This is a genomic window from Actinokineospora inagensis DSM 44258 (assembly GCF_000482865.1).
Lineage (GTDB): Bacteria > Actinomycetota > Actinomycetes > Mycobacteriales > Pseudonocardiaceae > Actinokineospora > Actinokineospora inagensis.
Map to the genome: position 1 here is coordinate 19,164 of NZ_AXWW01000057.1, position 25,162 is coordinate 44,325.

The window sequence follows — 25,162 nt, forward strand, 5'->3', positions numbered from 1 at the left end:
TACACAACGAGTTCCGCCACCAGCTCAACGGTAGTAGTCGAACGACGCCATGATCCGGTCACGGTCCGCGTTGTTGACGAGCAGCAACACCCGGGCCTTCACGGGTCCAGCAACCCGGCATTTCAGGCGACCACGGTCGAAGAGGTCTTCGCCGACCAATCCGGCGCTGGCGGTACCGCTGCGCGACGAGTTCCGCCACCAGCCCAAGCGGTAGCGGCCGAACGACGCCGTGATCCGGTTGCGGTCGGCGTTGTCGGCGAGCAGCAACAGAACCCAGCCCTTCGCGCGGTCGAGGAACCCGGCGTGCAGAAGACCACGGTCAAGGAGACCTTCGCCGACCAACCCGGAGCGCTGACGGTACTGCTACACGACAAGTTCCGCGACAGTGGTCGACGATGCCGTGATCCGATCACGGTTCGCGTTGTCCGCGAGCAACAACAGAAGAAGCACCCGGGTCTTCGCGGGATCGAGAAACCCGGCGTTCAGGAGACGGCGGTCGAGGACGTCTTCGCCGACCAACCCGGGGCGTTGACGGTGCTGCTGCAAGACGAGTTCCGCCACCGGCTCAGCGGTAGTAGTCGAACGACGCCGTGATCCGGTCGCGGTCGGCGTTGTCGGCGAGCAGCAGCAGGAGTAGGACGCGGGCCTTTGCGGGGTCGAGGAAGCCGGCGTGCAGGAGGCCGCGGTCGAGGAGGTCGCGTTCGGAGCCGGGGTAGCCGTAGGTCTGGCGCAGGACTGGGCCTGATCCGGTTCGCGAGGCCAGGACGACGGGGATCTTCGCGGCGAGGTCGGCCACGGTCGGGACCATGGTCGCCGGGACGTGTCCCGCGCCGAGGCCTGCCAGCACGATGCCGTCGAACGCGTCGCCGCCGCGGCGGAGGAGTTCGCCGTCGTCGCCGAGGGCTACCGTCACCAGGCCGACTCGCAGTTCGGTGACCCGGTCGGTGGCCGGGAGGTGCAGTGGGATCCTCGGTGTGCCGCGCAGCCTCGGCTCCCCCTCCACGACGAGCCCGAGCGGGCCGAAACCCGGCGACACGAAGGCGGCGGTGCTGCTCGTGTGCCCCTTGCGGACGAACCGCGCGCCGTGCACCTCGTCCGACATGACCACCAGCGCCCCCAACCCACGCGCCGCCTCGGACGCGGCGACGCGGACCGCCGCATAGAGGTTCGCGGGCCCGTCTGCCCCCGCCGACGCCGGATGACGCATGGCACCGGTGACGACGACGGGGGTGTCGGAGTCGACGGTCAGGTCGAGGAAGATCGCGGTCTCCTCGATGGTGTCGGTGCCGTGGGTGACGACAACCCCCTCGGCTCCCGCGTCGATCTCCGCCCGCACGGCTTGGGACAGCGCGACCAGGTCGGCGAAACCCAGCGACGGGCTGGGCAGGGATCGCAGCGTCTGAGCCGTGATCGTCACGTCCGCCAACCCGGGGACCGCGGCCAGGAGGTCGGCGGCGGTGAGCGCGGGGACCACGCCACCGGACGAGCCGGGGACCATGGCGATGGTCCCGCCCATGGCGATGACGGAGATGTGCGTCAAGGAAAGCCTCCGGGGCCGTCGGGGTGCCGCCGGGAGGTAACCACACGGGCGACCGGGACGCCTCCGGAACGTGAGCTAGCGAACGGTGCCCTCGACGAGATCCAGCAGCGGCTCCCAGGGGTCCGCCGGGTCGGCGTCGGCGATGACGCAGCCCGCGCGCCCCAGCGTGTCGAGGTGGGCCTGGAACAGCGGATGGGCCCGTTGCGCCGCGTTGGCCTGCGGGCGGATGACCACCGGCACACCGGGGGTCCCCATCGCCTCCACCAACGCCGTCAGAGCCTGGTTGTCGGTGATGCCCATGGCCAGCTTCGCGATCGAGTTGGCCGTCGCCGGGGCGAAGATGAACGCGTCCGGCACCGGGTACGGCTTGGGCTCGGTCGGCAGCCGGGACTGGCTGCGCACCGGGAGGTCGGTCAGGTCCCGCAGCCGGTCCGCCTCCCCGCAGGCGTCCATCCAGCGGCCCGCGGTCGGGGTGAACGTGATGGCCAGGCGCCAGCCCCGCGCGGCGGCGGGGACGGCCAACTCGGTGCGGAACCGGTCCGGCAGGCCACCGCCCGCCGCGGCGGTGAGCGCCAGGATCACCGGCGGAGCAGGGCGAAGAACATGGCGTCCGTGCCGTGCCGGTGCGGCCAGAGTTGGACGTACGGGCCTTCGCCGAGGTCGGGTACCCCGTCGAAGTGGGGGCGGGCGTCCAGCACGGTCGCGTCGGTCTTGCGGACGACCGAGGAGATCACGCCCTCGGTCTCGGACAGGTGCGGCGAGCAGACGACGTACGCGACCAGGCCGCCGGGTCGGACCAACTCCAGCGCGCTGGTGAGCAGTTCCGACTGGAGTTTGGTGAGGTCACCGACGTCCTCGGGGCGACGGCGCCACCGGGACTCCGGTCGGCGGCGCAGCGCGCCGAGGCCGGTGCACGGGGCGTCGACCAGGACCCGGTCGAACCCGCCGGTCAGGCCGGGTTCGCGACCGTCGGCGACGTGGATGGTGACGGGCTGGCCCTGGGTGGCCTGTTCGACCAGGCGGGCGCGGTGCGGGGCAGGTTCGACGGCGTCCAGGGTGCCCCCGTTGATACCCGCCAGGGCACCCAGCAGCGCCGCCTTGCCGCCGGGCCCCGCGCACAGGTCCAGCCAACGCAGGTCCGAGCCCTCCAGCGGAGCGCGGGTGAGCGCGACGGCGCAGAGTTGGCTGCCCTCGTCCTGCACGCCCGCGAGGCGCTCGCGGATGGGGTCGAGGTCGGCCGGGTCACCGGAGCCGGGCTCCAGGCGGACGCCGTAGGGCGAGTAGGGCGCCGGGTCGCCGCCGGTCATCGCGGCCAGTTCCTCGGCGGTGACCTCGCCGGGACGGGCGACCAGGTGGACGGCGGGGCGTTCGTCGTCGGCCTGCAGGGCGGCGGCCAGGTCGTCGCCGGTGGTGCCGAGCGCGTCGGCGAACGCGCGGGCGATCCAGCGGGGGTGGCTGGTGCGGGCGGCCAGGTGACCGACCGGGTCCTCTTCGAGGGTGGGCGCGACCGACGTCAGCCAGCCCGCCTCGTCCCGCTCGGACACCTTGCGCAGCACCGCGTTGGCGAAACCGGTGACCCGGGGGCCGAGGTCGCGGCGGACGATGTCGACCGTGGAGGCGACGGCGGCGTGCGCGGGGATGCGGGTGCGCAGCAACTGGTAGGCGCCGAGCCGGAGTGCGTCGAGCAGGACCGGTTCAACCTTGCCGAGCGGCCGGTCGACGCACTCGGCGAGGATCTCGTCGAGCAGCCCCCAGGCGCGGCAGGTGCCGTACGCGAGTTCGGTGGCCAACGCGGCGTCCCGGCCGGTGATGCGGCGTTCGCGCAGCAGCCGGGGCAGCACGAGGTTGGCGTACGCGTCGTCCGCGCGGACGGCTCGCAGGGTGTCGAGGGCGGCGCGTCGGGCCGGGTCGTCGACCGGGGGGCGGTCCGGCGTGGCCGGGCGCTTGGGTGGGTGCGACCGCTGGGGTCGGGACGGCCGGTGCGACCGCTTGCCTGGCTGGGTCATCCGAGTCGCTCTCCGGGTTCGATCCTGGTGCCGCGGGCCCAGTCGGTGGCCTGCATGCGTTTCTTGCCCTGGGCCTGGACCTCGCCGAGTCGGACCGGCCAGGTGGCGGTGCCGACGACGACCCGCTTGCGCTCGACCAGGATCTCCCCCGGCGCGAGCGCGGTGTCGGTCTCGGCGCGGGTGACCGGGCCGAGTTTGAGCCGTTCGCCGCGGAAGTCGGTCCACGCCCCCGGGTCGGGGGTGACCGCGCGGATGAGCCGGTCGACGGCGAGACCGGGCAGGCCGAGGTCGACGCGGGCGTCGTCGACGGTGATCTTGGCGGCGTGGCTGACGCCGTCGGCGGGCTGCTCGACCGCGGTGAGCGCGCCGTCCGCGATGCCGTCCACAGTGGACAGCAGGAGTCCGGCGCCGGACTCGGCGAGCCGGTCGAGCAGCGCACCGGCCGTGTCGTCGGCGCGGACCGGCTCGGTCAGCACGCCGAACACCGGGCCCGCGTCGAGTTCCTGGACGATGCGGAACGTGCTGGCCCCGGTGATCTCGTCACCGTGCTTGATCGCGGCCTGGACCGGGGCGGCGCCGCGCCAGGCGGGCAGCACGGAGAAGTGCAGGTTCACCCATCCGTGCGGCGGGATGTCCAGGGCGGCCTGGCGCAGCAGGGCGCCGTAGGCGACGACCGGGCAGCAGTCGGGGGCGATCTCGCGCAGCCGGTCCAGGAACGCCGGGTCGGACGCCTTCGCCGGGGTCAGCACCTCGATGCCGTGCTCGTCGGCGAGCACGCCGACCGGCGACCGGGACACGTGCTGCCCGCGGCCCACCGGCGCGTCCGGCCGGGTGACGACGGCGGCCACCTCGTGCCGGGACGCGATGAGCGCGCGCAGCGACGGCAACGCCACCTCCGGCGTGCCCGCGAACACCAACCGCATCAGCGGACCCCGAACAGCGGGTGCGGGCTCTGCTTGATGGTGGGCACCGCGCCGTCGAACCACTCGGCCTGCCGGATCTCCCCCATGGCCAGCTTGCGGGTCTCCTCGTCGAGCCGGTCGAGGAACAGCACCCCGTCGAGGTGGTCGGTCTCGTGCTGGATCGCGCGGGCGAGCAGGTCGGTGCCCTGGATCTCCACCTGCTCGCCGTGCACGTCGAAACCGCGGGCGACGACGTTGCGCAGCCGGGTGCAGTCCCAGGACAGGCCGGGGATGGACAGGCATCCCTCGGGGCCCACCTGCTCCTCGTCGTCCAGCGCCGTCCACACCGGGTTGACCAGGTGCCCCTCGACGCCGTCGCAGTTGAAGGTGAACACGCGCAGCCCGACCCCCAACTGCGGCGCGGCCAACCCGGCCCCGCCCTCGTCGTGCATCGTGTCGAACAGGTCGCGCACCAGGTTGCGCAGCTCCCGGTCGAAGTCGACGACCTCGGCGGCGCGGGTGCGCAACACCGGATCGCCGAAGAGTCGGATCTGCTGGACGGTCACGCGTCTCCCCTCACCTCGGTCCGGCCAGTCTATTCACCCTGGCGGCGGACACGACGCAACACCGGTGGCCGCTGCGGACACCTACCCGCATGAGCACGATCAGCCGGAGCGGCTACACCCGTGCCACCACCCGGGTCGCGGTCCGTGCCGAGGGGGCGAGCGAGCTGGACACCGAGACGCCGACGCTGGACCACGTGCTGTGGCGGCGGGCCGCCGAGGGCGACCGGTCGGCGTTCGGCGAGTTGTTCGAGCGGCACGCCGAGGCGGTGTGGAACCACGCGTACCGGCTGACCGGGTCGTGGGCGCTCGCCGAGGACGTGACGTCGGCGACGTTCCTGACCGCGTGGCGGAAGGTGACCGGGATGACGCTGGTGCGGGAGAGCGCGCTGCCCTGGCTGTACGCGGTGGCGGGCAACATCGCCCGCACCGAACACCGCCGGTCGACCCGGTTCCTGCGCGCGCTGCGCCGATTACCCACTGACGGGGTGGGCGAGGACCACGCCGACGCGGTGGTGGAACGGGTCGACGTTGACCGGCGGACCAGGCAGGTGTCGCACGCGGTGCAGTCGCTGCCGCGGGCGGAACGGGAGGCGGTTCAGTTGTGCCTGCTCGGCGGGGTGCCGGTGGCCGACGCCGCGGCGCTGCTGGGGATCGCGGAACCTAGCGTGCGGGCCCGGCTGTCCCGGGCGCGGAGCAGGCTGCGGACGATGCTGGAGGTGACCCGGTGAACGAGGAATGGACCCCACCGCTGCCGCCGCGGCGGCCACTGCCCGCGGAGATCCGGGTCCGGCTGCGGGCCAGGATCGCCGACCGGCAACCGCGCCGCTGGCCCGGACTGGTGGCGTTGGTCGCCGCCGGGGTGGTCGCCATGACGCTGGTGGCCGTCCCGCTGGTGCGGTGGCCGGGGCCCCGCGCGGACATGGCCGCGATGACCCTGCCGGAGGTGCGACCCACCCTGGTCGACGACGCCCAGGCGCGCGCCGACATCGGCCGCTGCTGGCTGCGGCTGAGCGCGGCCGGTCGCACGGACTACCCGAACCCGACCGACTGGGTCCCGCTGTTCACCTTCTCCGCCTTCAGCAGCGACGTGACCGTGGTCGCTTCTGGCCAGACCATGTTCGCGTGCACGACAACTCCGGAATCGGTGGCCCTGTCGACGCCCGTTGTTCTGCGGCGGCCGACGACTCCGACGGTGCTGATGGCGACTACGGAGGGGGTGATCATGGGGTTGGTGCCTGAAGGTGTTGATGAACTGCGGGTTTCGGCTGATGGGTTTGGTGCGCAGGTGAAGGTGGTGGCGGGGATCTTTGTGGCGGCGTTTGGGGGGAATCGGCCGGTTACGCCGCCGGTGGCGGATATTCCTGGGCGGGGCGCGTTTCGGTTGGATTCGTTGCCCATTCCGGGGTTTACGCAGGTTGATTGACTGGCGCGTTGCCGGGTGATGGCGGTGCTGCTGGGTGGGCGGTACTGCCGGCTGGGGTGGGCTCGGGTGGGGTGGACTGTCGGTGGGGTCGTTTAGGCTGTGCATTCAGGGGCTCAAGTTCGGGTTGATCATGGTTGTTGGTCGGCGGGCGGTTTTGTCGGTGGGCTTGGGTAGGCTGTGTATTCGGGGGCTCTGTTCTCGGTTGATCTTGGTGTGAGGGGGCGCTGGGCCTCGGCTGGGCCTCGGCTGCGCCTCGGGGGTCGGCCTGGTCGCCTTCGGCGACGCCGGCGCTTGGGCGCCAGATAAAGCGGTGGTGCCCGTTGTGGTGAAGTTGTTTTGTTTGGGGCCCCTAGCGGTGGCCTGGGTAAGGCTAAAAGGCGGGGCCACTGGAAAGACGTGGCCTTACCCGCCAGCCGGCTTAGGCCACCGCTCCCCCCAAACAAAACAACTTCACCACAACGGGCGGTTGGGATCGGCGGGTTTCGAGGCGCGCGGCGCCGGTGTGGAGCTTCGTCGATGTGGGGTGGGTTTTGAGGCGCGCGGGGCGGGTTGGCGGCCTTCGTCGATATAGGGTGGGTTTTGAGGGCGCGGGTGCGGGAGTGGCGCTTCGTCGGTGAGGAGTGGGTTTCGAGGCGCGCGGGGCGGTTGGCGGCCTTCGTCGATGTGGGGTGGGTTTCGAGGCGCGCGGGGCAGGTGTGGAGCTTTGTCGATTTGCGTGAGGGTTCGAGGGGGTGCGGTGTGGGAGTGGGGCTTCGTCGATGAGGGGTGGCGGGTTTGAGGGCGCGGGGGGGCGCATTCTCGATAGTGAGTGGGGGTAATTGGGCGGTTGTTGTTGTTTTATGGGGGTTAGATGAGGTCGAGGGGGTCTAGTTGGATGCGGAGGGGGGCGGGGTCTTTGCGGGCGGTGCGGATGGCTTGGGCGGTGGCGAGGGCGGTGGCCAGGGCGCGGCCTTGGGTGCGGTCGACTCGGATGAGGGCGCGTTCGCGGGGGTCGGGGGTGTTGGGGAGGGGGACGGGGCCGAGGACTTCGGCTGTGTCGGGGAGGGTGAGGTCGTCGAGGAGGCGGGCAAGGGCGCTGGGGGGGCCGTCGATGGAGGCCATGCGGACGGCGGGGGGGAAGTTGAGGTCGGTGCGGGCCGCGAGTTCGAGGGCGGCGTGCCAGGCGGGGTCCCAGCGGACGAGGGCTTGGACGGGGGGCAGGGTTGAGTCGGCGAGGACGATGACTCGGCCGCCGGTGGGGGCGGGGCGGACCAGGGTGGCGGCGGTCATCCAGCGGCGGAGGGCTTCCTCGGTGGCGCGCAGGTCGGCGCGGCCGAGGAGGGACCAGGCGTCAAGTAGCAGAGCGGCGCCGTAGCCGGTGGGGGCTACGGGTTCGGCGCCGGGGGTGGCGACGACGATGGCCGGTTTTCCGTCGACGGTGGCCAGGACCTCGCTTGCGCCGGAGGTGCGGACGGGGAAGCCGGGGAAGGCCCGGCCCAACTCCTCCGCTGTGCGTTTGGCGCCGACGACGGCGGCGCGGAGGCGGCGGGAGCCGCAGTGTTGGCACTTGAAGTTGGCTTCGGTGGCGGCGCACCAGCGGCAGGCGGGGGGGCGGGCTTCTCCAGCGGACGAGGGCACGCCGAGGGGGCCTGCGCAGCGGCGGCAGCGGGCGGGGGCGCGGCATTCCTGGCAGGTCAGGGCGGGCACGTAGCCCCGGCGGGGGACCTGGACGAGTACCGGGTGGCCTGCGGCCAACGCGGATCGGGCGGCCTCGAAGGCCACCGTCGGCACCCGGGCGGTGCGGGCGGCGGGGTCCCTGGCCAACTGGGAGTCGTGCTCGCCGATCGCGGTGACGCGGGGGGCGGCGGCCCGGACCTCGGCGCGGTCGGCGACGATGGCGGGCGCCCAGCCGGACTCGACCAGCAACTGGGCCTCGGCGGTGCGGGCGAAACCGCCGACGAGCAGGGCGGCGCCGGTGCGGGTGGCGCGCTGGATCAGCACGTCCCGGACGTGCGGGTACGGGGAGCGCTGGTCGGCGTGCTGGTCGTCGCCGTCGTCCCAGACGACCAGGACCCCCGCGTTCGGGATCGGCGCGTAGGCGGTGGCCCGGGTGCCGACGACGATCTTCGCCTGGCCGCGGCGCAACCGCAGCCAACCCCGGTACCGCTTGGCGGGGCCAAGATCAGCCGACAGCGTGACGACGGCGTCCGCGCCCGCGATGGCGGCGCAGGCCGCGTGCACGCGGGCGACGTCGCGGTGGTCGGGGACGACGATCACGGCGCCGCGCGGGGACGACACCGCGACCTCGGCCAGCCGGGCGGGCCAGTCCTCCCCCGGCAGCGCCTGCCACACGGCGTGCGCCTGCCGTCCCGCGCGCAAGGCGTCCACAAAGGCCGTCCCACGCGGATAACGCGACCACCCGGCCAGGTCCGGCTCGGCCGGTGCCTCGGCGGGTGGGCCGGGTTCCTCGGCCTCCACCCGCGCGTGCCGGGGCGGGATCGCCAGCCGCAGGACGTCGACCATGGTCCCGCCGTAGCGGTCGGCCACCGCGCGGCACAGGTCCGCGAGCTCGGGGGTGAGGACCGGTTCCGGTGAGACGACCTTCTCCAGGAACAGCAGCCGCCGGGCGTCGAAATCGGACTCGGCGACGCGGGTGGCGATGAAACCGTCGGTCAGTTGCCGGTTGAACCGGACGCGGACCCGGCACCCCGGTACCGCCTCCGCGTCGAGCTTGGCGGGCACGAGGTAGTCGAACGTGCGGTCCAGGTGGGCCAGCGGGGCGTCCACCCACACCCTCGCCACCGGCAGGGTCGCGGCGGCGGTCTGGTTGCCCTTGGCCACCGGGGGCGGCTTGACCGGCACCTCGAACAGGGCGTCGGTGTCGGGTTCGGGCATAGCGGCTGGTCTACCAGACCCTCACTCGCCGCCGTCAGTCCGGTCGACCCGCTCGACGTCGAGGTAGGCCGCGTACAGGGCGGCGATCTCGGCGCGGTCACCCGTTCGGGCCTCTTCGCGGACGCGGCGGTTGAGACCCGCCGGGAAGCCGTGCTTGAGCAACCGCCGCTCGGACGCGTCCTCCATGAACGACAGCGAGAAGTACAGTCCGGTGAGGTACCCCGCCGCGACCATCGACAGCCGCAACGACAGGTCGCCGGGCACCAGCAGCAACAACCACAACGGCAGGAACAGCACGAGCACCCGCGAGAAGTGCCGCAGCACCCAGGTACGGGCAGTCAGGTCCCAGAGCACCCACGGCCGGTAGCGCTCGGGCAGCGTCCCGCCGACCGCGTACCAGACCCAACGACACGGCCCAGGTCGCTGAAATCGCATGTCAGTGCGGGTGGACACGGATGATCACCTCTCCCCCGGGTTACCCACCGGGGGAGAGGTGACACCTCTTGTCTCAGGCGCCCGCGGCGGTGCGCAGGTCGTCGACGCGGTCGGTACGTTCCCAGGGAAGGTCCAGCTCGGGGCGGCCGAAGTGGCCGTACGCCGCGGTCTGCGCGTAGATCGGGCGGAGCAGGTCCAGGTCCCGGATGATCGCGGCGGGACGCAGGTCGAACACCTCGCGCACGGCGGTCTGGATCTTGGCCGGGTCGACCTGCTCGGTGCCGAAGGTCTCCACGAACAGCCCGACCGGGGTGGCCTTGCCGATCGCGTACGCGACCTGGACCTCGATCCGGTCGGCCAGGCCCGCGGCCACGGCGTTCTTGGCCACCCAGCGCATCGCGTACGCGGCGGACCGGTCGACCTTGGACGGGTCCTTGCCGGAGAACGCGCCGCCGCCGTGCCGGGCCATGCCGCCGTACGTGTCGACGATGATCTTGCGGCCGGTGAGGCCCGCGTCGCCCATCGGGCCGCCGATGACGAACCGGCCGGTGGGGTTGACCAGCAGCCGCACCCCCTCGGTGGCCAGGTCGAGCTCGGCGATCTCCGGGGCCACCACCTGCTCGCGCACGTCCACGCCGAGCAGCTTCTCCAGGTCGACGCCGTCGGCGTGCTGGCTGGAGACGACCACGGTGTCCAGCCGGACCGCCCGGTCGCCGTCGTACTCGATGGTGACCTGGGTCTTGCCGTCCGGGCGCAGGTAGGGCAGCACACCGTCCTTGCGGACCTTGGTCAGCCGCCGGGACAGCCGGTGCGCCAGCGCGATCGGCAGCGGCATCAGCTCGGGGGTGTCGGTGCAGGCGTAGCCGAACATCAGGCCCTGGTCGCCCGCGCCCTGCCGGTCGATCTCGTCGGCGGCGTTCTCCACCCTGGTCTCGTGCGCGGTGTCCACGCCCTGAGCGATGTCCGGCGACTGCGCGCCGATCGCCACGTTGACCCCGCAGGAGTTGCCGTCGAAGCCCTTGGCCGACGAGTCGTAGCCGATGCGCAGGATCACGTCGCGCACGATGCTCGGGATGTCGGCGTACGCCTCGGTGGTCACCTCGCCCGCGACGTGCACCTGACCGGTGGTCACCAGGGTCTCCACGGCCACCCGGGACCTCGGGTCCTTGGCCAGCAGCGCGTCCAGCACGGAGTCGCTGATCGCGTCGCAGATCTTGTCCGGGTGGCCTTCAGTGACCGACTCGGACGTAAACAGCCTCCGACTACCGTTCTCGCTCACGAGTTACCCCACTCATCCGCCCTGTGTCCGGGCAACTGTACTGAAGCACGGTGACACCGGGCTCAACGTTTGAGCAGACCCACAACGGCGTCCCACACTTCGGTGGCCAACTGCGCCTTGGAGCCCAACGCGATAGGGCGTTCGGCGCCGCTCGCGGCGAGCAGCCAGCCCGCGTTGTCCTCGGTCTCGAACGCCTTGCCCTCGCCGACCGCGTTGACGACCAGCAGGTCGCAGCCCTTGCGCCGGAGCTTGGCGCGGGCGTGGTCGAGCACGTCGGCCCCGGAGTCGCCGGTTTCCGCGGCGAACCCGACGATGACCTGGTCAGCGGGTAACTTCCCGTTCCCGCGCGCGGTGACCAGCTCGGCGAGCACGTCCGGGTTGCGGGTGAGCGCCACCGGGTCGGGGTCCCGTTCGGTCTTCTTGATCTTGTACTCGGCCGCGGCGACCGGCCGGAAGTCCGCCACCGCGGCGGCCATGACCACCACGTCCGCGTGCTCGGCGGCCGCGTGCACGGCGTCGCGCAACTGCAGCGCCGTACCGGCGCGCACCAGGTCGACCCCGGCGGGCTCAGGCAGCGCGAGCGTGTGCGCGGACACCAGCGTGACGTGCGCGCCGCGCTGGGCGGCGGTGCGGGCCAGCGCGTAGCCCTGCTTGCCGGACGACCGGTTGCCCAGGTAGCGGACCGGGTCCAGCGGCTCGCGGGTCCCACCGGCGGAGACGACGACCCGGACGCCATCGAGGTCGCGCGGCAGCGCGTCGCCGCGGTGCAGCAGCAGCCGGGCGAGGTCGACGATCTCGGCCGGGTCGGCCAAGCGGCCCTTGCCCGTGTCGGCGCCGGTCAGCCTGCCGCTGGCGGGCTCGGTGACGACCGTCCCGCGCTCGCGCAGGGTCGCCACGTTGGCCCGGGTGGCCGGGTGCTCCCACATCTCGGTGTGCATGGCCGGGACCATCAGCACCGGGCAGCGCGCGGTGAGCAGCGTGCCGGTGAGCAGGTCGTCGGCCATGCCGTGCGCGGCGCGGGCCAGCAGGTCCGCCGTCGCGGGGACGACGAGCACCAGGTCGGCCTCTTGGCCGAGCCGGACGTGCGGCACCTCCGGCACGTCGGAGAACACGCCGGTGTGCACTTTGTTGCCGGAGAGTGCCTCGAAGGTGGCCGCCCCGACGAACCGCAGCGCGGCCTCGGTGGGCACCACCCGCACGTGGTGACCGGACTCGGTCAACCGGCGCAGGACCTCACAGGCTTTGTAGGCGGCGATCCCGCCGCCGACACCCAGAACGACCCTGGGTCGCCCGCTCACTCGCCCTCGGTGTGCTCAAGGAGGCCGGAGTGGATCTCGCGCAGGGCGATGGACAGCGGCTTCTCCCGGGGGCCGGGCTCGACCAGCGGGCCGACGTACTCCAGCAGGCCCTCACCGAGCTGCGCGTAGTAGTCGTTGATCTGCCGCGCGCGCTTGGCCGCGTAGATGACCAGCGCGTACTTGGAGCTGACCTTGTCCAGCAGGTCGTCGATCGGGGGGTTGGTGATGCCTTCGAGCTGGGTCTGCGGCTCGCCGAGAGCGCCGAGCTCGGTAGGGGTGATCACTCGTGGTACTCCTGGTTCGAGGGGTCCGGAAGTACCAAGGTTAGCAACTCCCGGGCGGCGGCCCGCACATCGGCGTTCACCACGACCGCGTCGAACTCGGCCTCGGCGGCCAGTTCCTCCTTGGCCACGGCCAGCCTGCGGGCCACCACGTCGGGGTCCTCGGTGCCGCGGCCGGTCAACCGGGACACCAGGGTGTCCCAGGTCGGCGGCACCAGCATGACCAGGTACGCCCCGGGCATCGCGGCGCGCACCTGGCGCGCGCCCTGGAGTTCGATCTCCAGGACCGCGGGCCTGCCCGCGACCAGCGCGGCCTCGACCGGGCCGCGTGGGGTGCCGTAGCAGTTGCCCGCGTACTCGGCGTGTTCGAGCAGCTCACCGCACCGCACCATGCGGGTGAACTCGGCGTGGTCGACGAAGTGGTAGTGCGCGCCGTCGACCTCGCCCGGCCGGGGGCGGCGGGTGGTCGCGGACACGCTGAAGTAGACGTCCGGGTGCAGCCTGCGCAGCTCGGCGACCACGCTCGACTTGCCGACCCCGGACGGGCCCGACACGACAGTGAGCCGGGACCGGTACTGGCCCGGTCCCGGCTCACCGCCAGGCGACTGCTCGGTCACTCGCCGCTGAACTCGGCCAGCAGCGCCTTGCGCTGCCGGTCACCGAGGCCGCGCAGGCGCCTGCTCGGCGCGATCTCCAGGCGCTCGATGATCTGCTGGGCGCGCACCTTGCCGACGCCCGGCAGGGCCTCCAGCAGGGCGGTGACCTTCATCTTGCCCAGGACCTCGTCGTTGTCAGACTGGGCCAGCACGTCTTTGAGGGTGGTTCCGCCTCGCTTCAGGCGCTCCTTGAGTTCGGCTCGGGCGCGACGAGCGGCAGCCGCCTTCTCCAGCGCTGCGGCCCGCTGCTCCTCGGTGAGCTGGGGAAGGGCCACGATTTCCTCCGTGGGGGTGGGATTTCTTCCGGATCGGTGCCGCGACGTTACCGACCCCTGGCCTGCGGGGACAACGCGGGTCCGCCATGTGCGATGCGTGAACGGCCGACCGAAGTTGATCAACAACCAGTGATGTCCGGCAGCCTGACCTGCGACTACACCCTCGTGGCGACCGTCACAGTCACCGTCACGCAGCGTTGTCGCGTCATCGGCGGTTCGCGAAAGTGTCGCCTCCGCCACTCCCGGAAGCCCCCCGAACACACCCGGTCAGCCCACAGCCGTCTACCTGCGTGAACGCGACGCGGGCAACCCAAATCCCCCCGGAGGCCACGAATCGGGCCGGGCCGGGGGGATTGAGCGGGTGGGGTTCAGCGCGCGGCGGCCGCCAGTTCGTCGCGGACCCGCCGGGCCGCCGACCGCAGCGCGGCGACGTCCGGGCCGTGCCGGAGCACGTCGCGGGAGCTGGTCGGCAGGACGTGCGGCAGGGCCGGGCCGAAGACGCGGGCCAGGTCGGCCGGTCCGGCGCCCTGGGCACCCAGTCCCGGGGCCAGGATCGGCCCGTTGAGGCTGGTGAGGTCCAGGTCCGTACGACCCACGGTCGCGCCGATCACGAGCCCCACGGAGCCGACTGGGGCCTGGTCCGCGTTGCGCGCGGCGGCCTGGTCGACGATCGACTGGGCGACCGGCCTGCCGTCCGCGCTCGCCCGCTGCACGCCCGCGCCCTCCGGGTTGGAGGTCAGCGCGAGCACGAACACACCGCGACCGGTGCGCTCGGCCAGGTCGATGGCCGGGTCCAGCGAGCCGAAGCCCAGGTACGGGGACACGGTGATCGCGTCGGCCGCCAGCGGTGAGTCGTCCGACAGGTATGCCTGGGCGTAGGCGGCCATGGTCGAGCCGATGTCGCCGCGCTTGACGTCGAGCAGCACCAACGCGCCCGCGGACCGCGCGTCGGCGATCACCCGTTCCAGCACGGCGACCCCCCGCGAGCCGTGCGCCTCGAAGAACGCCGACTGCGGTTTGAGCACCGAGATGTCGTCGGCGAACGCGTCCACGCAGGTCAACGCGAACCGCTCCAGGCCGCTCACGTCGCAGGGCAGGCCCCACTGGTCGAGCAGCCCGGGGTGCGGGTCGATGCCGACGCACAGCGACCCGCGGTCGGCGACGGCAGCGGTCAGCCGGGCCCCGAACGGGGTCACCGGTTGGCCCAGTTCGCCCGCAACGCGGCCTGCAGCGCCTGCAGCGGCCGGACCCCGATGTCGTCGCGGATCAGCGCCTCGATGCCGTGCACCGCCGCCGCCGCGCCCTGGATCGTGGTGATGCAGGGGATGTCGCGGGACACGGCGGCGGTGCGGATCTCGTAGCCGTCGACGCGGGGGCCGTGGTTGCCGTACGGGGTGTTGATGACCATCTCGACGCCGCCGTCGCGGATGAGGTCGACGATGTTGTCATCGCCCTCGAAGTGCTTGCGCACGACGGTGCACGGAATCCCGTTGCGGCGCAGCACTTCCGCGGTGCCGGAGGTGGCCAGGACCTCGAACCCGAAGTCGGCCAGGCGCTTGACCGGGAAGACCATGGCCCGCTTGTCGCGGTTGGCGACCGAGACGAACACCCGCCCGGAGGTGGGCAGGTTGCCGTAGGACGCGGTCTGCGACTTGGCGAACGCCTTGCCGAACGAGGTGTCGATGCCCATGACCTCGCCGGTGGACTTCATCTCCGGGCCGAGCAGCGAGTCGACGCCGTGCCCGTCCGGGGTGCGGAACCGGTGGAACGGCAGGACCGCCTCCTTGACCGCGACCGGGGCACCCGGGGGAAGCTCGGCGCCGTCGCCGGTGGCCGGGAGCAGGCCCTCGGCGCGCAGCTCGGCGATGGTGGCGCCGAGCATGATCCGGGCGGCCGCCTTCGCGAGGGGGGCGGCGGTGGCCTTGGACACGAACGGCACGGTCCGCGACGCGCGCGGGTTGGCCTCCAGGACATAGAGCACGTCGTCCTTGAGGGCGTACTGCACGTTGAGCAGGCCGCGTACGCCGACACCGCGGGCGATGGCCTCGGTGGAGCGGCGCACGGACTCCATGTCGGTGCGGCCGAGGGTGATCGGCGGCAGCGCGCAGGCGGAGTCACCGGAGTGGATCCCGGCCTCCTCGATGTGTTCCATCACGCCGCCGAGGTAGACCTCGGTGCCGTCGCACAGGGCGTCCACGTCGATCTCGATGGCGTCGTCGAGGAACCGGTCGACCAGCACCGGGTGCTCGGGGCTGACCTCGGTGGCCCGCTGGATGTAGCCGGCGAGGGTCTCCTCGTCGTAGACGATCTCCATGCCGCGCCCGCCGAGCACGTAAGAGGGGCGGACCAGCACGGGGTAGCCGATCTCGTCGGCGATCCGCTTGGCGCCCGCGAAGGAGGTGGCGGTGCCGTACTTGGGGGCGGGGAGGCCCGCGGTGGTCAGGACCTCGCCGAACGCACCCCGGTCCTCGGCCAGGTGGATGGCGCCGGGCGGGGTGCCCACGATCGGGACGCCGACATCGGCCAGTCGCCGGGCGAGGCCGAGCGGGGTCTGGCCGCCGAGCTGGACGATGACGCCCGCGACGGTGCCGGACTCCTGCTCGGAGTGGAAGACCTCCAGGACGTCCTCGAACGTCAGCGGCTCGAAGTACAGGCGGTCGCTCGTGTCGTAGTCGGTCGACACCGTCTCCGGGTTGCAGTTGACCATGACGGTCTCGTACCCGGCGGCCCGCAGCGCCATCGCGGCGTGCACGCAGGAGTAGTCGAACTCGATGCCCTGGCCGATCCGGTTCGGGCCCGAGCCGAGGATCAGCACCTTGGGCTTGTCCGGCTGCGGGAGGACCTCGGTCTCGGCGTCGGGGTCGAGCTCGTAGGCCGAGTAGTGGTACGGGGTCAGCGCGGCGAACTCGGCGGCGCACGTGTCGACGGTCTTGAACACCGGGCGGACACCGAGGCGGTGGCGCAGGCTGCGGACCCCGTCCTCACCGGCCAATTCCGGCCGCAGCGCGGCGATCTGCCGGTCGGACAGGCCCGAGCGCTTCGCCAGCCGCAGCAGGGGTTCGTCCAGGACCGGAGCGGTTTCGAGGTCGACGCGCAGTTCGACCAGGGAGGAGATCTGGTCGAGGAACCACGGATCGATCCCCGACGCCTCGTGGACCTGCTCGATGCTCGCACCCTGCCGCAGCGCGCGTTCGACCGTGTAGAGGCGGCCGTCGTGCGCGACGCGGAGCGCGTCGACGGTGTCTTCGAGGGAGATCTCCGGGTCGGGGCGGGTCCAGAACCCGACAGCCTTGGTCTCCATCGAGCGCAGCGCCTTGCCCAGGGCCTCGACGAAGTTGCGGCCGATGGCCATGGCCTCGCCCACCGACTTCATGGTGGTGGTGAGGGTGGGGTCGGCGCCGGGGAACTTCTCGAACGCGAACCTGGGGATCTTGACCACCACGTAGTCCAGCGTCGGTTCGAAGCTGGCCGGGGTCTCGCCGGTGATGTCGTTGCGGATCTCGTCGAGGGTGTAGCCGATGGCGAGCTTCGCGGCGATCTTGGCGATCGGGAACCCGGTGGCCTTGGACGCCAGGGCGCTGGAGCGGGAGACGCGCGGGTTCATCTCGATCACGACCATCCGGCCGGTGGCCGGGTTGATCGCGAACTGGATGTTGCAGCCGCCCGTGTCGACCCCGACCGCGCGCAGGACGTCGATGCCGACGTTGCGCATGTGCTGGAACTCGCGGTCGGTCAAGGTCATCGCCGGGGCCACCGTCACCGAGTCGCCGGTGTGCACGCCCATCGGGTCGATGTTCTCGATCGAGCAGATGACCACCACGTTGTCGTGCCGGTCCCGCATGAGCTCGAGCTCGTACTCCTTCCAGCCGAGGACGCTCTCCTCGATGAGCACCTCGGTGACCGGCGACTCGGCGAGACCGGTGGAGGCCAGCCGCTCCAACTGCTCCGGGGTGTGCGCCATGCCCGAGCCGAGGCCACCCATGGTGAACGACGGGCGGATGACCACCGGCAGGCCGAGTTCGGCGACCGTGTCGCGGACCTCGGCCATGGAGTGGCAGACGCGGCTGCGCGGGGTCTCGCCGCCGATCTGGGCGACGATGTCCTTGAACTTCTGCCGGTCCTCGCCGCGCTGGATGGCGTCGATGTCGGCGCCGATCAGCTCGACGTTGTACTTCTCCAGCACGCCGCGCTCGTGCAGGGCCACGGCGGTGTTCAGCGCGGTCTGCCCACCGAGGGTGGCGAGCAGGGCGTCGGGGCGCTCGGCCGCGATCACCTTCTCCACGAACTCGGGGGTGATCGGCTCGATGTAGGTGGCGTCGGCGAACTCCGGGTCGGTCATGATCGTGGCCGGGTTGGAGTTGACCAGGCTGACCCGCAGCCCCTCCTCGCGCAGCACCCGGCAGGCCTGGGTGCCGGAGTAGTCGAACTCGCAGGCCTGGCCGATGACGATCGGGCCGGAGCCGATCACCAGCACGTGCTTGATGTCTTGGCGCTTGGGCATCAGTTCCCGCCCTCCATCATGGTCGCGAACCGGTCGAACAGGGTGGCCGCGTCGTGGGGACCGGCGGCGGCCTCGGGGTGGTACTGCACGGAGAACGCGGGCACGTCCAGCGCCGCGACACCCTCGACACAGCCGTCGTTGGGGCAGAAGTGGCTGACGGTGGCCCGGCCGTACGGGGTGTCGAAGTCCTTGCCCGGCTCGCCTTCCAGGGCGAAACCGTGGTTCTGCGCGGTGATCGCCACCGCGCCGGTCGCCACGTCGATCACCGGGATGTTGATCCCCCGGTGGCCGTAGCGCAGCTTGTACGTCCCCAGACCCAGGGCGCGGCCCAGGATCTGGTTGCCGAAGCAGATGCCGAACAGCGGAATCCGGCGCTCCAAGATGCCCTGGGTCAACCCGACCGCGTGATCGGCGGTCGCCGGGTCACCGGGGCCGTTGGAGAGGAACACGCCGTCGGCCTCGACGGCCAGCAGGTCGTCGAGGGAACTGTTGGCGGGCAAGACATGCGTCTCGATGCCGCGCGCCGCCAGCATGCGCGGGGTGTTCGACTTGATCCCCAGGTCCAGGGCGGCGACCCGGAACCGGCGCTCACCCCGGGCGGGCACCACGTAGGTCTGGGCGGTGCTCACCTGGCTCGCCAGCTCGGCGCCCGCCATCCGAGGACTCTCGGTGACCTTGGCCAGCATCGCGGCCGCGTCGGTCACCGCGTCACCGGAGAACACCCCAGCCCGCATGGCACCGCGCTCGCGCAGGTGCCGGGTCAACGAACGCGTGTCGATCCCGCTGATGCCCACCACACCCTGGTCGACGAGCGCGTCGTCCAGGGACTTGGTGGACCGCCAGTTCGACGGGATCCGCGCCGGGTCGCGCACCACGTATCCGGCGACCCAGACGCGGTCCGACTCGTCGTCCTCGTCGTTCCAGCCCGTGTTGCCGATCTGCGGGGCCGTGGCCACCACGATCTGACGGTGGTAAGAGGGGTCGGTCAGGGTCTCCTGGTAGCCGGTCATGGCGGTGCAGAACACGACCTCACCGAAGGTGGTGCCGGTGGCGCCGAACGCCGCGCCGCGGAACACCCTGCCGTCTTCCAACACCAGTGCGGCCGCTGTTTTCGTCTTGTCAGTCACCGTTCTCGCCCTCCGGTGTCATCGGTGTCTTCGGTGTCGCGCGCGAGGTCAACGCACTCAGCGCGGGAACCCACCGTTCGTAGTCGTCTTTGTCGTCGGCGCGGAAGCCGGTGTCGAACTCGTGGTCGTCGATGGCCCACCGGACGACCAGCAGGCCGTCGGCGCCCATGACCTTGCCCGCGATCCCGGCCTCGGTGCGGGCCGCGCGCAGCGACCCGGCGGGGATCCACACCGGGTTGGCACCGGCGCGTTCGAACAGCAGGCCCTCTTCGAGCAGGTGCGCGGTGGCCTCCGAGCGGAAACCCACGTCACCCACGGCCACGCGGTCCTGCCAGCTCTGGGAAGTGACCGTGCTGGCGTACACGCCGGTGCTGGGCGGCAGCAGGGTCTCCGCTGTCCCCTCGTGCACGGCGGTGACAAGCGCGGTGGGCGCCTCGGGAAAGGCCGGTAGAACCTTCGCCTGTCTACGCGCACGGTTGCGGTAGCCCCACCACATGAGCAGGCCGAGGACCACGATCAGCAAGAGGAACAGGAGCGTCAGACCCAGCCGGTTCACGCGGTCGCCTTCCCGTCACGTGCGGTGATACGGCCACGCAGCAAGGTGGCGACCACCGCGCCCGGTAGCTCCATGCCCTCGTACGGGGTGTTCGCGGCGATGCTCGCCAGGTCCGCGCCGCGTACCGTCCAGCGGGCGTCGGGATCGACCAGCGCCAGCGTCGCGGGCTCGCCCACCTCGATCGGCCTGCCCTGGTCGGGCAGACCCGCGATCTCGGCCGGGCGCTCGCTCATCACCCGCGCCACGCCGCGCCAGTCGAGCAGGCCGGGCACCACCATCGTCTCGACCACGATGGACAGCGCCGTCTGCAGGCCGAGCATGCCGGGCCGGGCCGCGGACCATTCGCAGTCCTTGTCCTGGGCGGCGTGCGGGGCGTGGTCGGTGGCGACGCAGTCGAGCGTGCCGTCGGCCAGCGCCTGCCGCAGCGCCTTCGCGTCGGCCGCCGTGCGCAGCGGCGGGTTGACCTTGTTGACCGGGTCGTAAGTGGACAACCGCTCGTCGTCGAGCAGCAGGTGGTGCGGGGTGACCTCGGCGGACACCCGGGTGCCACGCGCCTTCGCCCACCGCAGCACCTCGGCGGTGCCCTCGGTCGACACGTGGCAGACGTGCAGCCGGGCGCCGACGTGCCGGGCCAGCAGGCAGTCCCGGGCGACGATCGCCTCCTCGGCCACCGACGGCCAGCCCGCCAGACCCAGCCGCGCGGCCAAGTCGCCCTCGTGCGCCTGGGCGCCCACGGTCAACCGGGGCTCCTCGGCGTGCTGGGCGATCACCGCGTCCAGCGCCTTCGTGTACTCCAGCGCCCGCCGCATGACCAGCGGGTCCGCCACGCACAGCCCGTCGTCGGAGAACAGCCGCACCCGGGCCGCCGACCGCGCCATCGTGCCCAACTCGGCCAACTGCTGGCCCTTGAGCCCGACCGTGACCGCGCCGACCGGGTGCACGTCGACCAGGCCGACCTCGCGGCCCCGCCGCCACACGTGTTCCACGACAACGGAGTTGTCGGCCACCGGGTCGGTGTTGGCCATGGCGAACACGGCCGTGTACCCGCCGATGGCGGCGGCGCGGGACCCGGTCTCGATGGTCTCGGTGTCCTCGCGGCCCGGTTCCCGCAGGTGGGTGTGCAGGTCGACGAACCCGGGCAGGGCAACCAAGCCGGTCGCGTCGACCGTCTCGTCGCCGGTCAGGTCGGGACCGATGGCGGTGATGACGCCGTCGGTGACCTCGATGTCGACCGGGTCCTCGCCGTAAGGCTTGGCGCCCTTGATGACCAGGGTGTTGTTGACGGTGCTCATGCGGCCTCTTCCTCTCCGGCCAGCAGGTGGTAGAGCACGGCCATCCGCACGTGTACCCCGTTGGTGACCTGTTGGGTGATCGCGGCGCGGCCCGAGTCGGCCACCGAACCCGCGATCTCCATGCCGCGCAGCATCGGGCCCGGGTGCAGTACCACGGCGTGCTCCGGCAGCACAGCCGCGCGCGCCGCACTGAGCCCGTAGGCGATCGAGTACTCGCGGGCGGACGGGAAGAACCCGCCGTGCATGCGCTCGGCCTGCACCCGCAGCACCATCACCGCGTCCAGCGTCGGCAGTTCTGGGTCCAGCTCGTGCGAGATCCGCAGCGAGCCCGCCGCGCCCACCGGCCAGTCCGCCACCCCGGTGGGCAGCAGCGTCGGCGGCGCGACCAACACCACGTCCGCGCCGAACGAGGTCAACAGGTGCACGTTCGACCGGGCGACCCGGCTGTGCAGCACATCGCCGACGATGGCGATCCGACGGCCCTCGACCCCACCGAGCCGTTCCCGCAGGGTCGCCATGTCCAGCAACGCCTGCGTGGGGTGTTCGTGGGTGCCGTCACCAGCGTTGACCACGGACGTGTTCGTGTGCGACAGCCAGGACGCGAGCCGGTGCGCGGCGCCCGACGCGGGGTGGCGCACCACGACGCAGTCGGCGCCCGCCGCCGCGAGGGTGAGCGCCGTGTCGCGCAGGGACTCGCCCTTCTTCACGGAAGAACTACCGGCGGAGACGTTCACCACATCCGCGCTCATCCACTTCCCGGCGATCTCGAAGGAGACCCTGGTGCGGGTGGAGTCCTCGTAGAAGCAGGTGACCACGGTGCGGCCGCGCAGCGTGGGGAGCTTGCGGACCTCGCGGCCGAGCAGGGTGCGCTTGAGGCCGTCCGCCGTGTCCAGGATCGCCAGCGCCGTCGCCGGGTCCAGGCCCTCGGTGCCCAGGAGGTGCTTCACGCGCCCTCCCCCGGTCGGTGCAGCATCACGACGTCGTTCCCGTCGATCTCGGACAACTGGACGTGGACCTCCTCGGCGCGCGCGGTGGGCACGTTCTTGCCCACGTAGTCGGCGCGGATGGGCAGCTCGCGGTGACCCCGGTCGACCAGCACGGCCAACTGCACGGCGCGCGGCCTGCCGACGTCGCGGAGGGCGTCGAGGGCGGCGCGGATGGTGCGGCCGGAGAACAGGACGTCGTCGACGAGCACCACTAAGGCGTCGTCGATCCCACCTGGTGGGAGCGCGGTCTGCCCGAGCGGGCGGGTGGGTTTGCGGCGCAGGTCGTCGCGGTAGAGCGTCACGTCGAGTGCGCCGACGGGCACCTCGACGGCGCCGAACTCGGCGATCTTCCCGGCGAGCCGGGTGGCGAGCGGGGCACCCCGGGTGGGGATGCCCAGCAACACGACCGGGCCCGCGCCGGACGCGCCGAGCGAGGTCTTCTCGATGACCTGATGGGCCATTCGGGCGATGGTGCGCGCGACGTCACCGGCGGAGAGCAGCTCACGCCGCTCGGCCGGTTCCGGCGCGCCACTGGGCCGTGGCGGCACGGGGGACTCCTTTCCCGCCTCTCCGGACGGGTCATTAAAGGTGTCTGTCGACCCCTCTGACCTGGGATCGACCCGACGGTACCAGGATGGCCCGCGGCGCCGACCGGGTGGTCGGGGCGCGGTCGTGACTGTGTCGTTGACGAACCAGCTTGACCTGGTGACAACTCTGGGTAACCATTACTCTGCGTGTTGATTTGAAGCTACCCGCGGCAGTCCTTAGCGCCGACGGGGCGAACGAATGGAGAACCGCCGCATGGGCGACTACGCCAAGGCGTTGGGAGCCAAGCTCCGCGCCATCCGCCAGCAGCAGGGGCTGTCGCTGCACGGCGTCGAGCAGAAGTCCGGTGGCCGCTGGAAGGCCGTCGTCGTCGGCTCGTACGAGCGCGGCGACCGCGCCGTCACCGTCCAGAAGCTCGCCGAACTCGCGGACTTCTACGGCGTGCCGGTGGTGGAACTCCTCCCCGAGGGCCGCGTCCCCTCCGGAGCCGAGCCAGCCACCAAAATCGTCATCAACCTCGAACGGCTGCAACAGTTGCCCGCCGAGAAGGTCGGCCCCCTCGCCCGCTACGCGGCCACCATCCAGTCGCAGCGAGGTGACTACAACGGCAAGGTCCTCTCCATCCGCACCGAGGACCTCCGCTCCCTCGCCATCATCTACGACATGACCCCGGGCGAACTCACCGAGCAGCTCATCGACTGGGGAGTGCTGCCCCCCGAGGCCCGCCCGTCCAAGGAAGACTGACCCCGGCCCCCACGAGGCCCCCAACACCCGACCGCGCAGACGGGGATGCTGCCCGGTCGGGTGTTCTCCACTTTTCTCCCCCGCCCTCTTCCCCGCCGCCTCACCCACCGCCACCCCACCGCCCTCCGGGCGGCCCCCACCCTTCCCGGGGGGCGTCCCCGATGCCAGTTTACCGGTTCTGGGGGCGAATCGGCGGGATGGCGGCTGGGCTGTGGACAACTTCGGGCATGGTGGAGAACTTGACCTGGGGGAACGTGGGGTGAGGCGGGCGGGGGCGGGCAAGTTCACTCGGTCGGGATCGGCGAGCGGTGGATCAGGGGCGGGTCTGGTGCCACCCGTCGGGGGCGGTTTTGTCGCGTGCGGGGGTAATTCCGCGGGGTAGGGCTGCCCGGTGAGTGTGCTTGGCGGTCCAGGTCAAGCGAGGCAACCGCCGGACAGGCGGTGCTGTTCCGCGCTCGGCTGTCTTCCCAGGTAGGCGTGGCAATTCGCCTTGGCCCGGTGTCCAGCCCCCATTGCGACGGTCGGATAGCGGTGTTGTGGTTGTCCACAACGGGTTTCGCCATCCACAGGTCGACCCGGGCGGCTCTTGACAAGTCGTCGGTCGCGGTAAGTTCAGGAATGGGCGCCCGGACCCCGGGTGGGTGGGGTCTGGCTGGCGGCGGGGTGGGGGGAAGTCAAGCGCTCGGTTGGGTGAAGGGGAGTCGGTCGAGGGGGCGACGGGGCGGTGTGATCCGGGGGGTGGTGATCAGCCGATGCGGGGCGTCGTGTTTGGTGATGGCGCGGAGCGTGACACGAGTGACATCGATCCGGTGTGCGCGACGGGCACGGGCCTGCGGCGCCAGGCGCTGGGCGGGGAAGAGCTAGAGGGTGGCGCGGAGGCGGTCGGCGATGCCTGCGATGCGGCCGAGGACGCCGTTGACGAAGCGGGGGGAGTCGTCGGTGGAGAGGGACTTGGCCAGTTGGACGGCTTCGTCGATGGCGACCGGGTCGGGGACGTCGGTGGCCCACAGCAACTCGTAGAGGCCGAGGCGCAGGACGGCCAGGTCGACGGCGGGCATGCGGTTGAGGGACCAGCCCTCGGCGTGTTCGGTGAGGAGTTCGTCGATGCGGGTGCGGTGGGCGGTGACGCCTTCGACGAGGGTGACCGTGTAGTCGTTGACCGGGGGGACGTCGGGCGAGCCGACCCGGTCGGCCAGCAGGCTGACCGGGTCCTCGCCGCGCACGGCGGCCTCGAACAGCAGGTCCACCGCCCGCTTGCGTGCTTTGCTGCGGGCGCCCACGGTCAGCCGTTGACGCGGCCGAGGTAACGACCGTCGCGGGTGTCCACCTTGACCTTCTCGCCGGTGGTGACGAACAGCGGGACCTGGATCTCGGCGCCGGTCTCCAGGGTGGCGGGCTTGGTGCCGCCGGTGGAGCGGTCGCCCTGCAGGCCGGGGTCGGTGTGCTGGATGATCAGCTCGACCGAGGTGGGGAGCTCGATGAACAGCGGCGCCCCCTCGTGCGAGGACACGACGGCGGTGCCGTTCTCCAGCAGGAACCGGGCCTGCTCGGCGACGACCTCGGAGCTGATGCCGATCTGCTCGTAGGTGTCGCCGTCCATGAAGTAGAACTCGGCGCCGTCGTTGTACAGGTAGGTCATCTCGCGGCGGTCCACGGTGGCGGTCTCGACCTTGACGCCCGCGTTGAACGTCCGGTCGACGACCTTGCCGCTGAGCACGTGCTTGAGCTTGGTCCGCACGAACGCGGGGCCCTTGCCCGGCTTGACGTGCTGGAACTCCACCACGGTCCACAGTTGGCCCTCGATGTTGAGCACCAGGCCGTTCTTCAGGTCGTTGGTCGAGGCCACTGGATGGATCTCCTGTTGTCCGCGCGTGG

26 protein-coding genes are annotated in these 25,162 nt (G+C 71.7%); 4 read left to right on the forward strand and 22 right to left on the reverse strand.

Translation table 11 applies throughout. The features are described 5' to 3' along the window. Positions 1–24 precede the first annotated feature (24 nt). Positions 25–267, reverse strand: coding sequence for a hypothetical protein (locus H504_RS42620; RefSeq protein WP_211239374.1), 243 nt, complete (start codon positions 265–267; stop codon positions 25–27). A 36-nt stretch (positions 268–303) separates the two neighbouring features. Here H504_RS42620 and H504_RS41465 point away from each other — a divergent pair, with 36 nt between their 5' ends. Then, the gene (locus H504_RS41465; protein ID WP_157440544.1) at positions 304–594 is read left to right on the forward strand and encodes a hypothetical protein; all 291 of its coding nucleotides are present in this window, start codon (positions 304–306) and stop codon (positions 592–594) included. Here the strand turns inward: H504_RS41465 and H504_RS36205 are convergent. The 5 genes from H504_RS36205 to def all read right to left on the reverse strand — a co-directional run bounded on the left by H504_RS36205 (position 566) and on the right by def (position 5,014). Further along, positions 566–1,540 (reverse strand): asparaginase, encoded by a 975-nt coding sequence (locus tag H504_RS36205; RefSeq protein WP_245614397.1) that lies wholly within the window; start codon positions 1,538–1,540, stop codon positions 566–568. The two genes, H504_RS41465 and H504_RS36205, sit on opposite strands and share 29 nt — an antisense overlap. Before the next feature lie 75 nt (positions 1,541–1,615). Continuing rightward, positions 1,616–2,122 (reverse strand): flavoprotein, encoded by a 507-nt coding sequence (locus H504_RS0120965; protein ID WP_026424368.1) that lies wholly within the window; start codon positions 2,120–2,122, stop codon positions 1,616–1,618. Next, positions 2,119–3,546: an RsmB/NOP family class I SAM-dependent RNA methyltransferase gene (locus H504_RS0120970; RefSeq protein WP_026424369.1), complete on the reverse strand. Its 1,428-nt coding sequence runs from the start codon at positions 3,544–3,546 to the stop codon at positions 2,119–2,121. Before H504_RS0120970 ends, H504_RS0120965 begins: the two co-directional genes overlap by 4 nt. Then, on the reverse strand, positions 3,543–4,469 hold the full coding sequence (gene fmt, locus H504_RS0120975; RefSeq protein WP_026424370.1) for a methionyl-tRNA formyltransferase: 927 nt from the start codon (positions 4,467–4,469) through the stop codon (positions 3,543–3,545). The genes H504_RS0120970 and fmt overlap by 4 nt, the downstream gene beginning before the upstream one ends. Continuing rightward, entirely contained in the window at positions 4,469–5,014 is a 546-nt protein-coding gene (gene def, locus H504_RS0120980; protein WP_026424371.1) for a peptide deformylase, read from the reverse strand. Before def ends, fmt begins: the two co-directional genes overlap by 1 nt. Positions 5,015–5,103: 89 nt before the next feature. Here def and H504_RS36210 point away from each other — a divergent pair, with 89 nt between their 5' ends. Both H504_RS36210 and H504_RS0120995 read left to right on the forward strand, forming a co-directional pair. Continuing rightward, complete coding sequence (locus H504_RS36210; RefSeq protein WP_084467970.1) at positions 5,104–5,742, forward strand: RNA polymerase sigma factor; 639 nt, start codon at positions 5,104–5,106, stop codon at positions 5,740–5,742. Continuing rightward, on the forward strand, positions 5,739–6,437 hold the full coding sequence (locus H504_RS0120995; RefSeq protein WP_026424373.1) for a hypothetical protein: 699 nt from the start codon (positions 5,739–5,741) through the stop codon (positions 6,435–6,437). The genes H504_RS36210 and H504_RS0120995 overlap by 4 nt, the downstream gene beginning before the upstream one ends. 846 nt (positions 6,438–7,283) lie before the next feature. Here H504_RS0120995 and H504_RS0121005 read toward each other — a convergent pair. The 14 genes from H504_RS0121005 to pyrR all read right to left on the reverse strand — a co-directional run bounded on the left by H504_RS0121005 (position 7,284) and on the right by pyrR (position 22,545). Further along, positions 7,284–9,311 (reverse strand): primosomal protein N', encoded by a 2,028-nt coding sequence (locus H504_RS0121005; RefSeq protein WP_026424374.1) that lies wholly within the window; start codon positions 9,309–9,311, stop codon positions 7,284–7,286. Between the two features lie 21 nt (positions 9,312–9,332). Continuing rightward, complete coding sequence (locus tag H504_RS36215) at positions 9,333–9,764, reverse strand: DUF5313 family protein (RefSeq protein ID WP_245614399.1); 432 nt, start codon at positions 9,762–9,764, stop codon at positions 9,333–9,335. A gap of 55 nt (positions 9,765–9,819) precedes the next feature. Then, positions 9,820–11,001: a methionine adenosyltransferase gene (gene metK / locus H504_RS0121015; protein ID WP_157440547.1), complete on the reverse strand. Its 1,182-nt coding sequence runs from the start codon at positions 10,999–11,001 to the stop codon at positions 9,820–9,822. A gap of 86 nt (positions 11,002–11,087) precedes the next feature. Further along, positions 11,088–12,323 (reverse strand): bifunctional phosphopantothenoylcysteine decarboxylase/phosphopantothenate--cysteine ligase CoaBC, encoded by a 1,236-nt coding sequence (coaBC, locus tag H504_RS0121020; protein ID WP_026424376.1) that lies wholly within the window; start codon positions 12,321–12,323, stop codon positions 11,088–11,090. Continuing rightward, a complete protein-coding gene (rpoZ, locus tag H504_RS0121025) occupies positions 12,320–12,607 on the reverse strand; it encodes a DNA-directed RNA polymerase subunit omega (protein WP_157440545.1) in 288 nt (95 codons plus the stop codon). Before rpoZ ends, coaBC begins: the two co-directional genes overlap by 4 nt. Next, the gene (gene gmk, locus H504_RS0121030; protein WP_026424378.1) at positions 12,604–13,221 is read right to left on the reverse strand and encodes a guanylate kinase; all 618 of its coding nucleotides are present in this window, start codon (positions 13,219–13,221) and stop codon (positions 12,604–12,606) included. Before gmk ends, rpoZ begins: the two co-directional genes overlap by 4 nt. After that, a complete protein-coding gene (gene mihF / locus H504_RS0121035) occupies positions 13,218–13,535 on the reverse strand; it encodes an integration host factor, actinobacterial type (RefSeq protein WP_018686179.1) in 318 nt (105 codons plus the stop codon). The genes gmk and mihF overlap by 4 nt, the downstream gene beginning before the upstream one ends. 368 nt (positions 13,536–13,903) lie before the next feature. Then, positions 13,904–14,731, reverse strand: a complete 828-nt coding sequence (gene pyrF, locus H504_RS0121040) for an orotidine-5'-phosphate decarboxylase (protein WP_026424379.1) — start codon at positions 14,729–14,731, stop codon at positions 13,904–13,906. Continuing rightward, positions 14,728–18,036 carry a carbamoyl-phosphate synthase large subunit gene (gene carB / locus H504_RS0121045; protein ID WP_026424380.1) on the reverse strand — a complete coding sequence of 1,103 codons (3,309 nt, stop codon included), beginning with the start codon at positions 18,034–18,036 and terminating at the stop codon, positions 14,728–14,730. Before carB ends, pyrF begins: the two co-directional genes overlap by 4 nt. After that, entirely contained in the window at positions 18,036–19,163 is a 1,128-nt protein-coding gene (carA, locus tag H504_RS0121050) for a glutamine-hydrolyzing carbamoyl-phosphate synthase small subunit (RefSeq protein WP_026424381.1), read from the reverse strand. Before carA ends, carB begins: the two co-directional genes overlap by 1 nt. After that, a complete protein-coding gene (locus H504_RS0121055; protein WP_084467972.1) occupies positions 19,156–19,719 on the reverse strand; it encodes a PH-like domain-containing protein in 564 nt (187 codons plus the stop codon). Before H504_RS0121055 ends, carA begins: the two co-directional genes overlap by 8 nt. Then, complete coding sequence (locus H504_RS0121060; protein WP_026424383.1) at positions 19,716–21,011, reverse strand: dihydroorotase; 1,296 nt, start codon at positions 21,009–21,011, stop codon at positions 19,716–19,718. Before H504_RS0121060 ends, H504_RS0121055 begins: the two co-directional genes overlap by 4 nt. Beyond that, positions 21,008–21,958 (reverse strand): aspartate carbamoyltransferase catalytic subunit, encoded by a 951-nt coding sequence (locus H504_RS0121065; protein ID WP_026424384.1) that lies wholly within the window; start codon positions 21,956–21,958, stop codon positions 21,008–21,010. Before H504_RS0121065 ends, H504_RS0121060 begins: the two co-directional genes overlap by 4 nt. After that, positions 21,955–22,545: a bifunctional pyr operon transcriptional regulator/uracil phosphoribosyltransferase PyrR gene (gene pyrR / locus H504_RS0121070; RefSeq protein WP_026424385.1), complete on the reverse strand. Its 591-nt coding sequence runs from the start codon at positions 22,543–22,545 to the stop codon at positions 21,955–21,957. The genes H504_RS0121065 and pyrR overlap by 4 nt, the downstream gene beginning before the upstream one ends. 253 nt (positions 22,546–22,798) lie before the next feature. Here pyrR and bldD point away from each other — a divergent pair, with 253 nt between their 5' ends. Then, on the forward strand, positions 22,799–23,287 hold the full coding sequence (gene bldD / locus H504_RS0121075; protein ID WP_018686187.1) for a transcriptional regulator BldD: 489 nt from the start codon (positions 22,799–22,801) through the stop codon (positions 23,285–23,287). An 860-nt stretch (positions 23,288–24,147) separates the two neighbouring features. Here the strand turns inward: bldD and nusB are convergent. Both nusB and efp read right to left on the reverse strand, forming a co-directional pair. Next, entirely contained in the window at positions 24,148–24,567 is a 420-nt protein-coding gene (gene nusB, locus H504_RS0121080; protein ID WP_026424386.1) for a transcription antitermination factor NusB, read from the reverse strand. 2 nt (positions 24,568–24,569) lie between these two features. Further along, positions 24,570–25,133: an elongation factor P gene (gene efp / locus H504_RS0121085; protein ID WP_026424387.1), complete on the reverse strand. Its 564-nt coding sequence runs from the start codon at positions 25,131–25,133 to the stop codon at positions 24,570–24,572. Positions 25,134–25,162 lie beyond the last annotated feature (29 nt).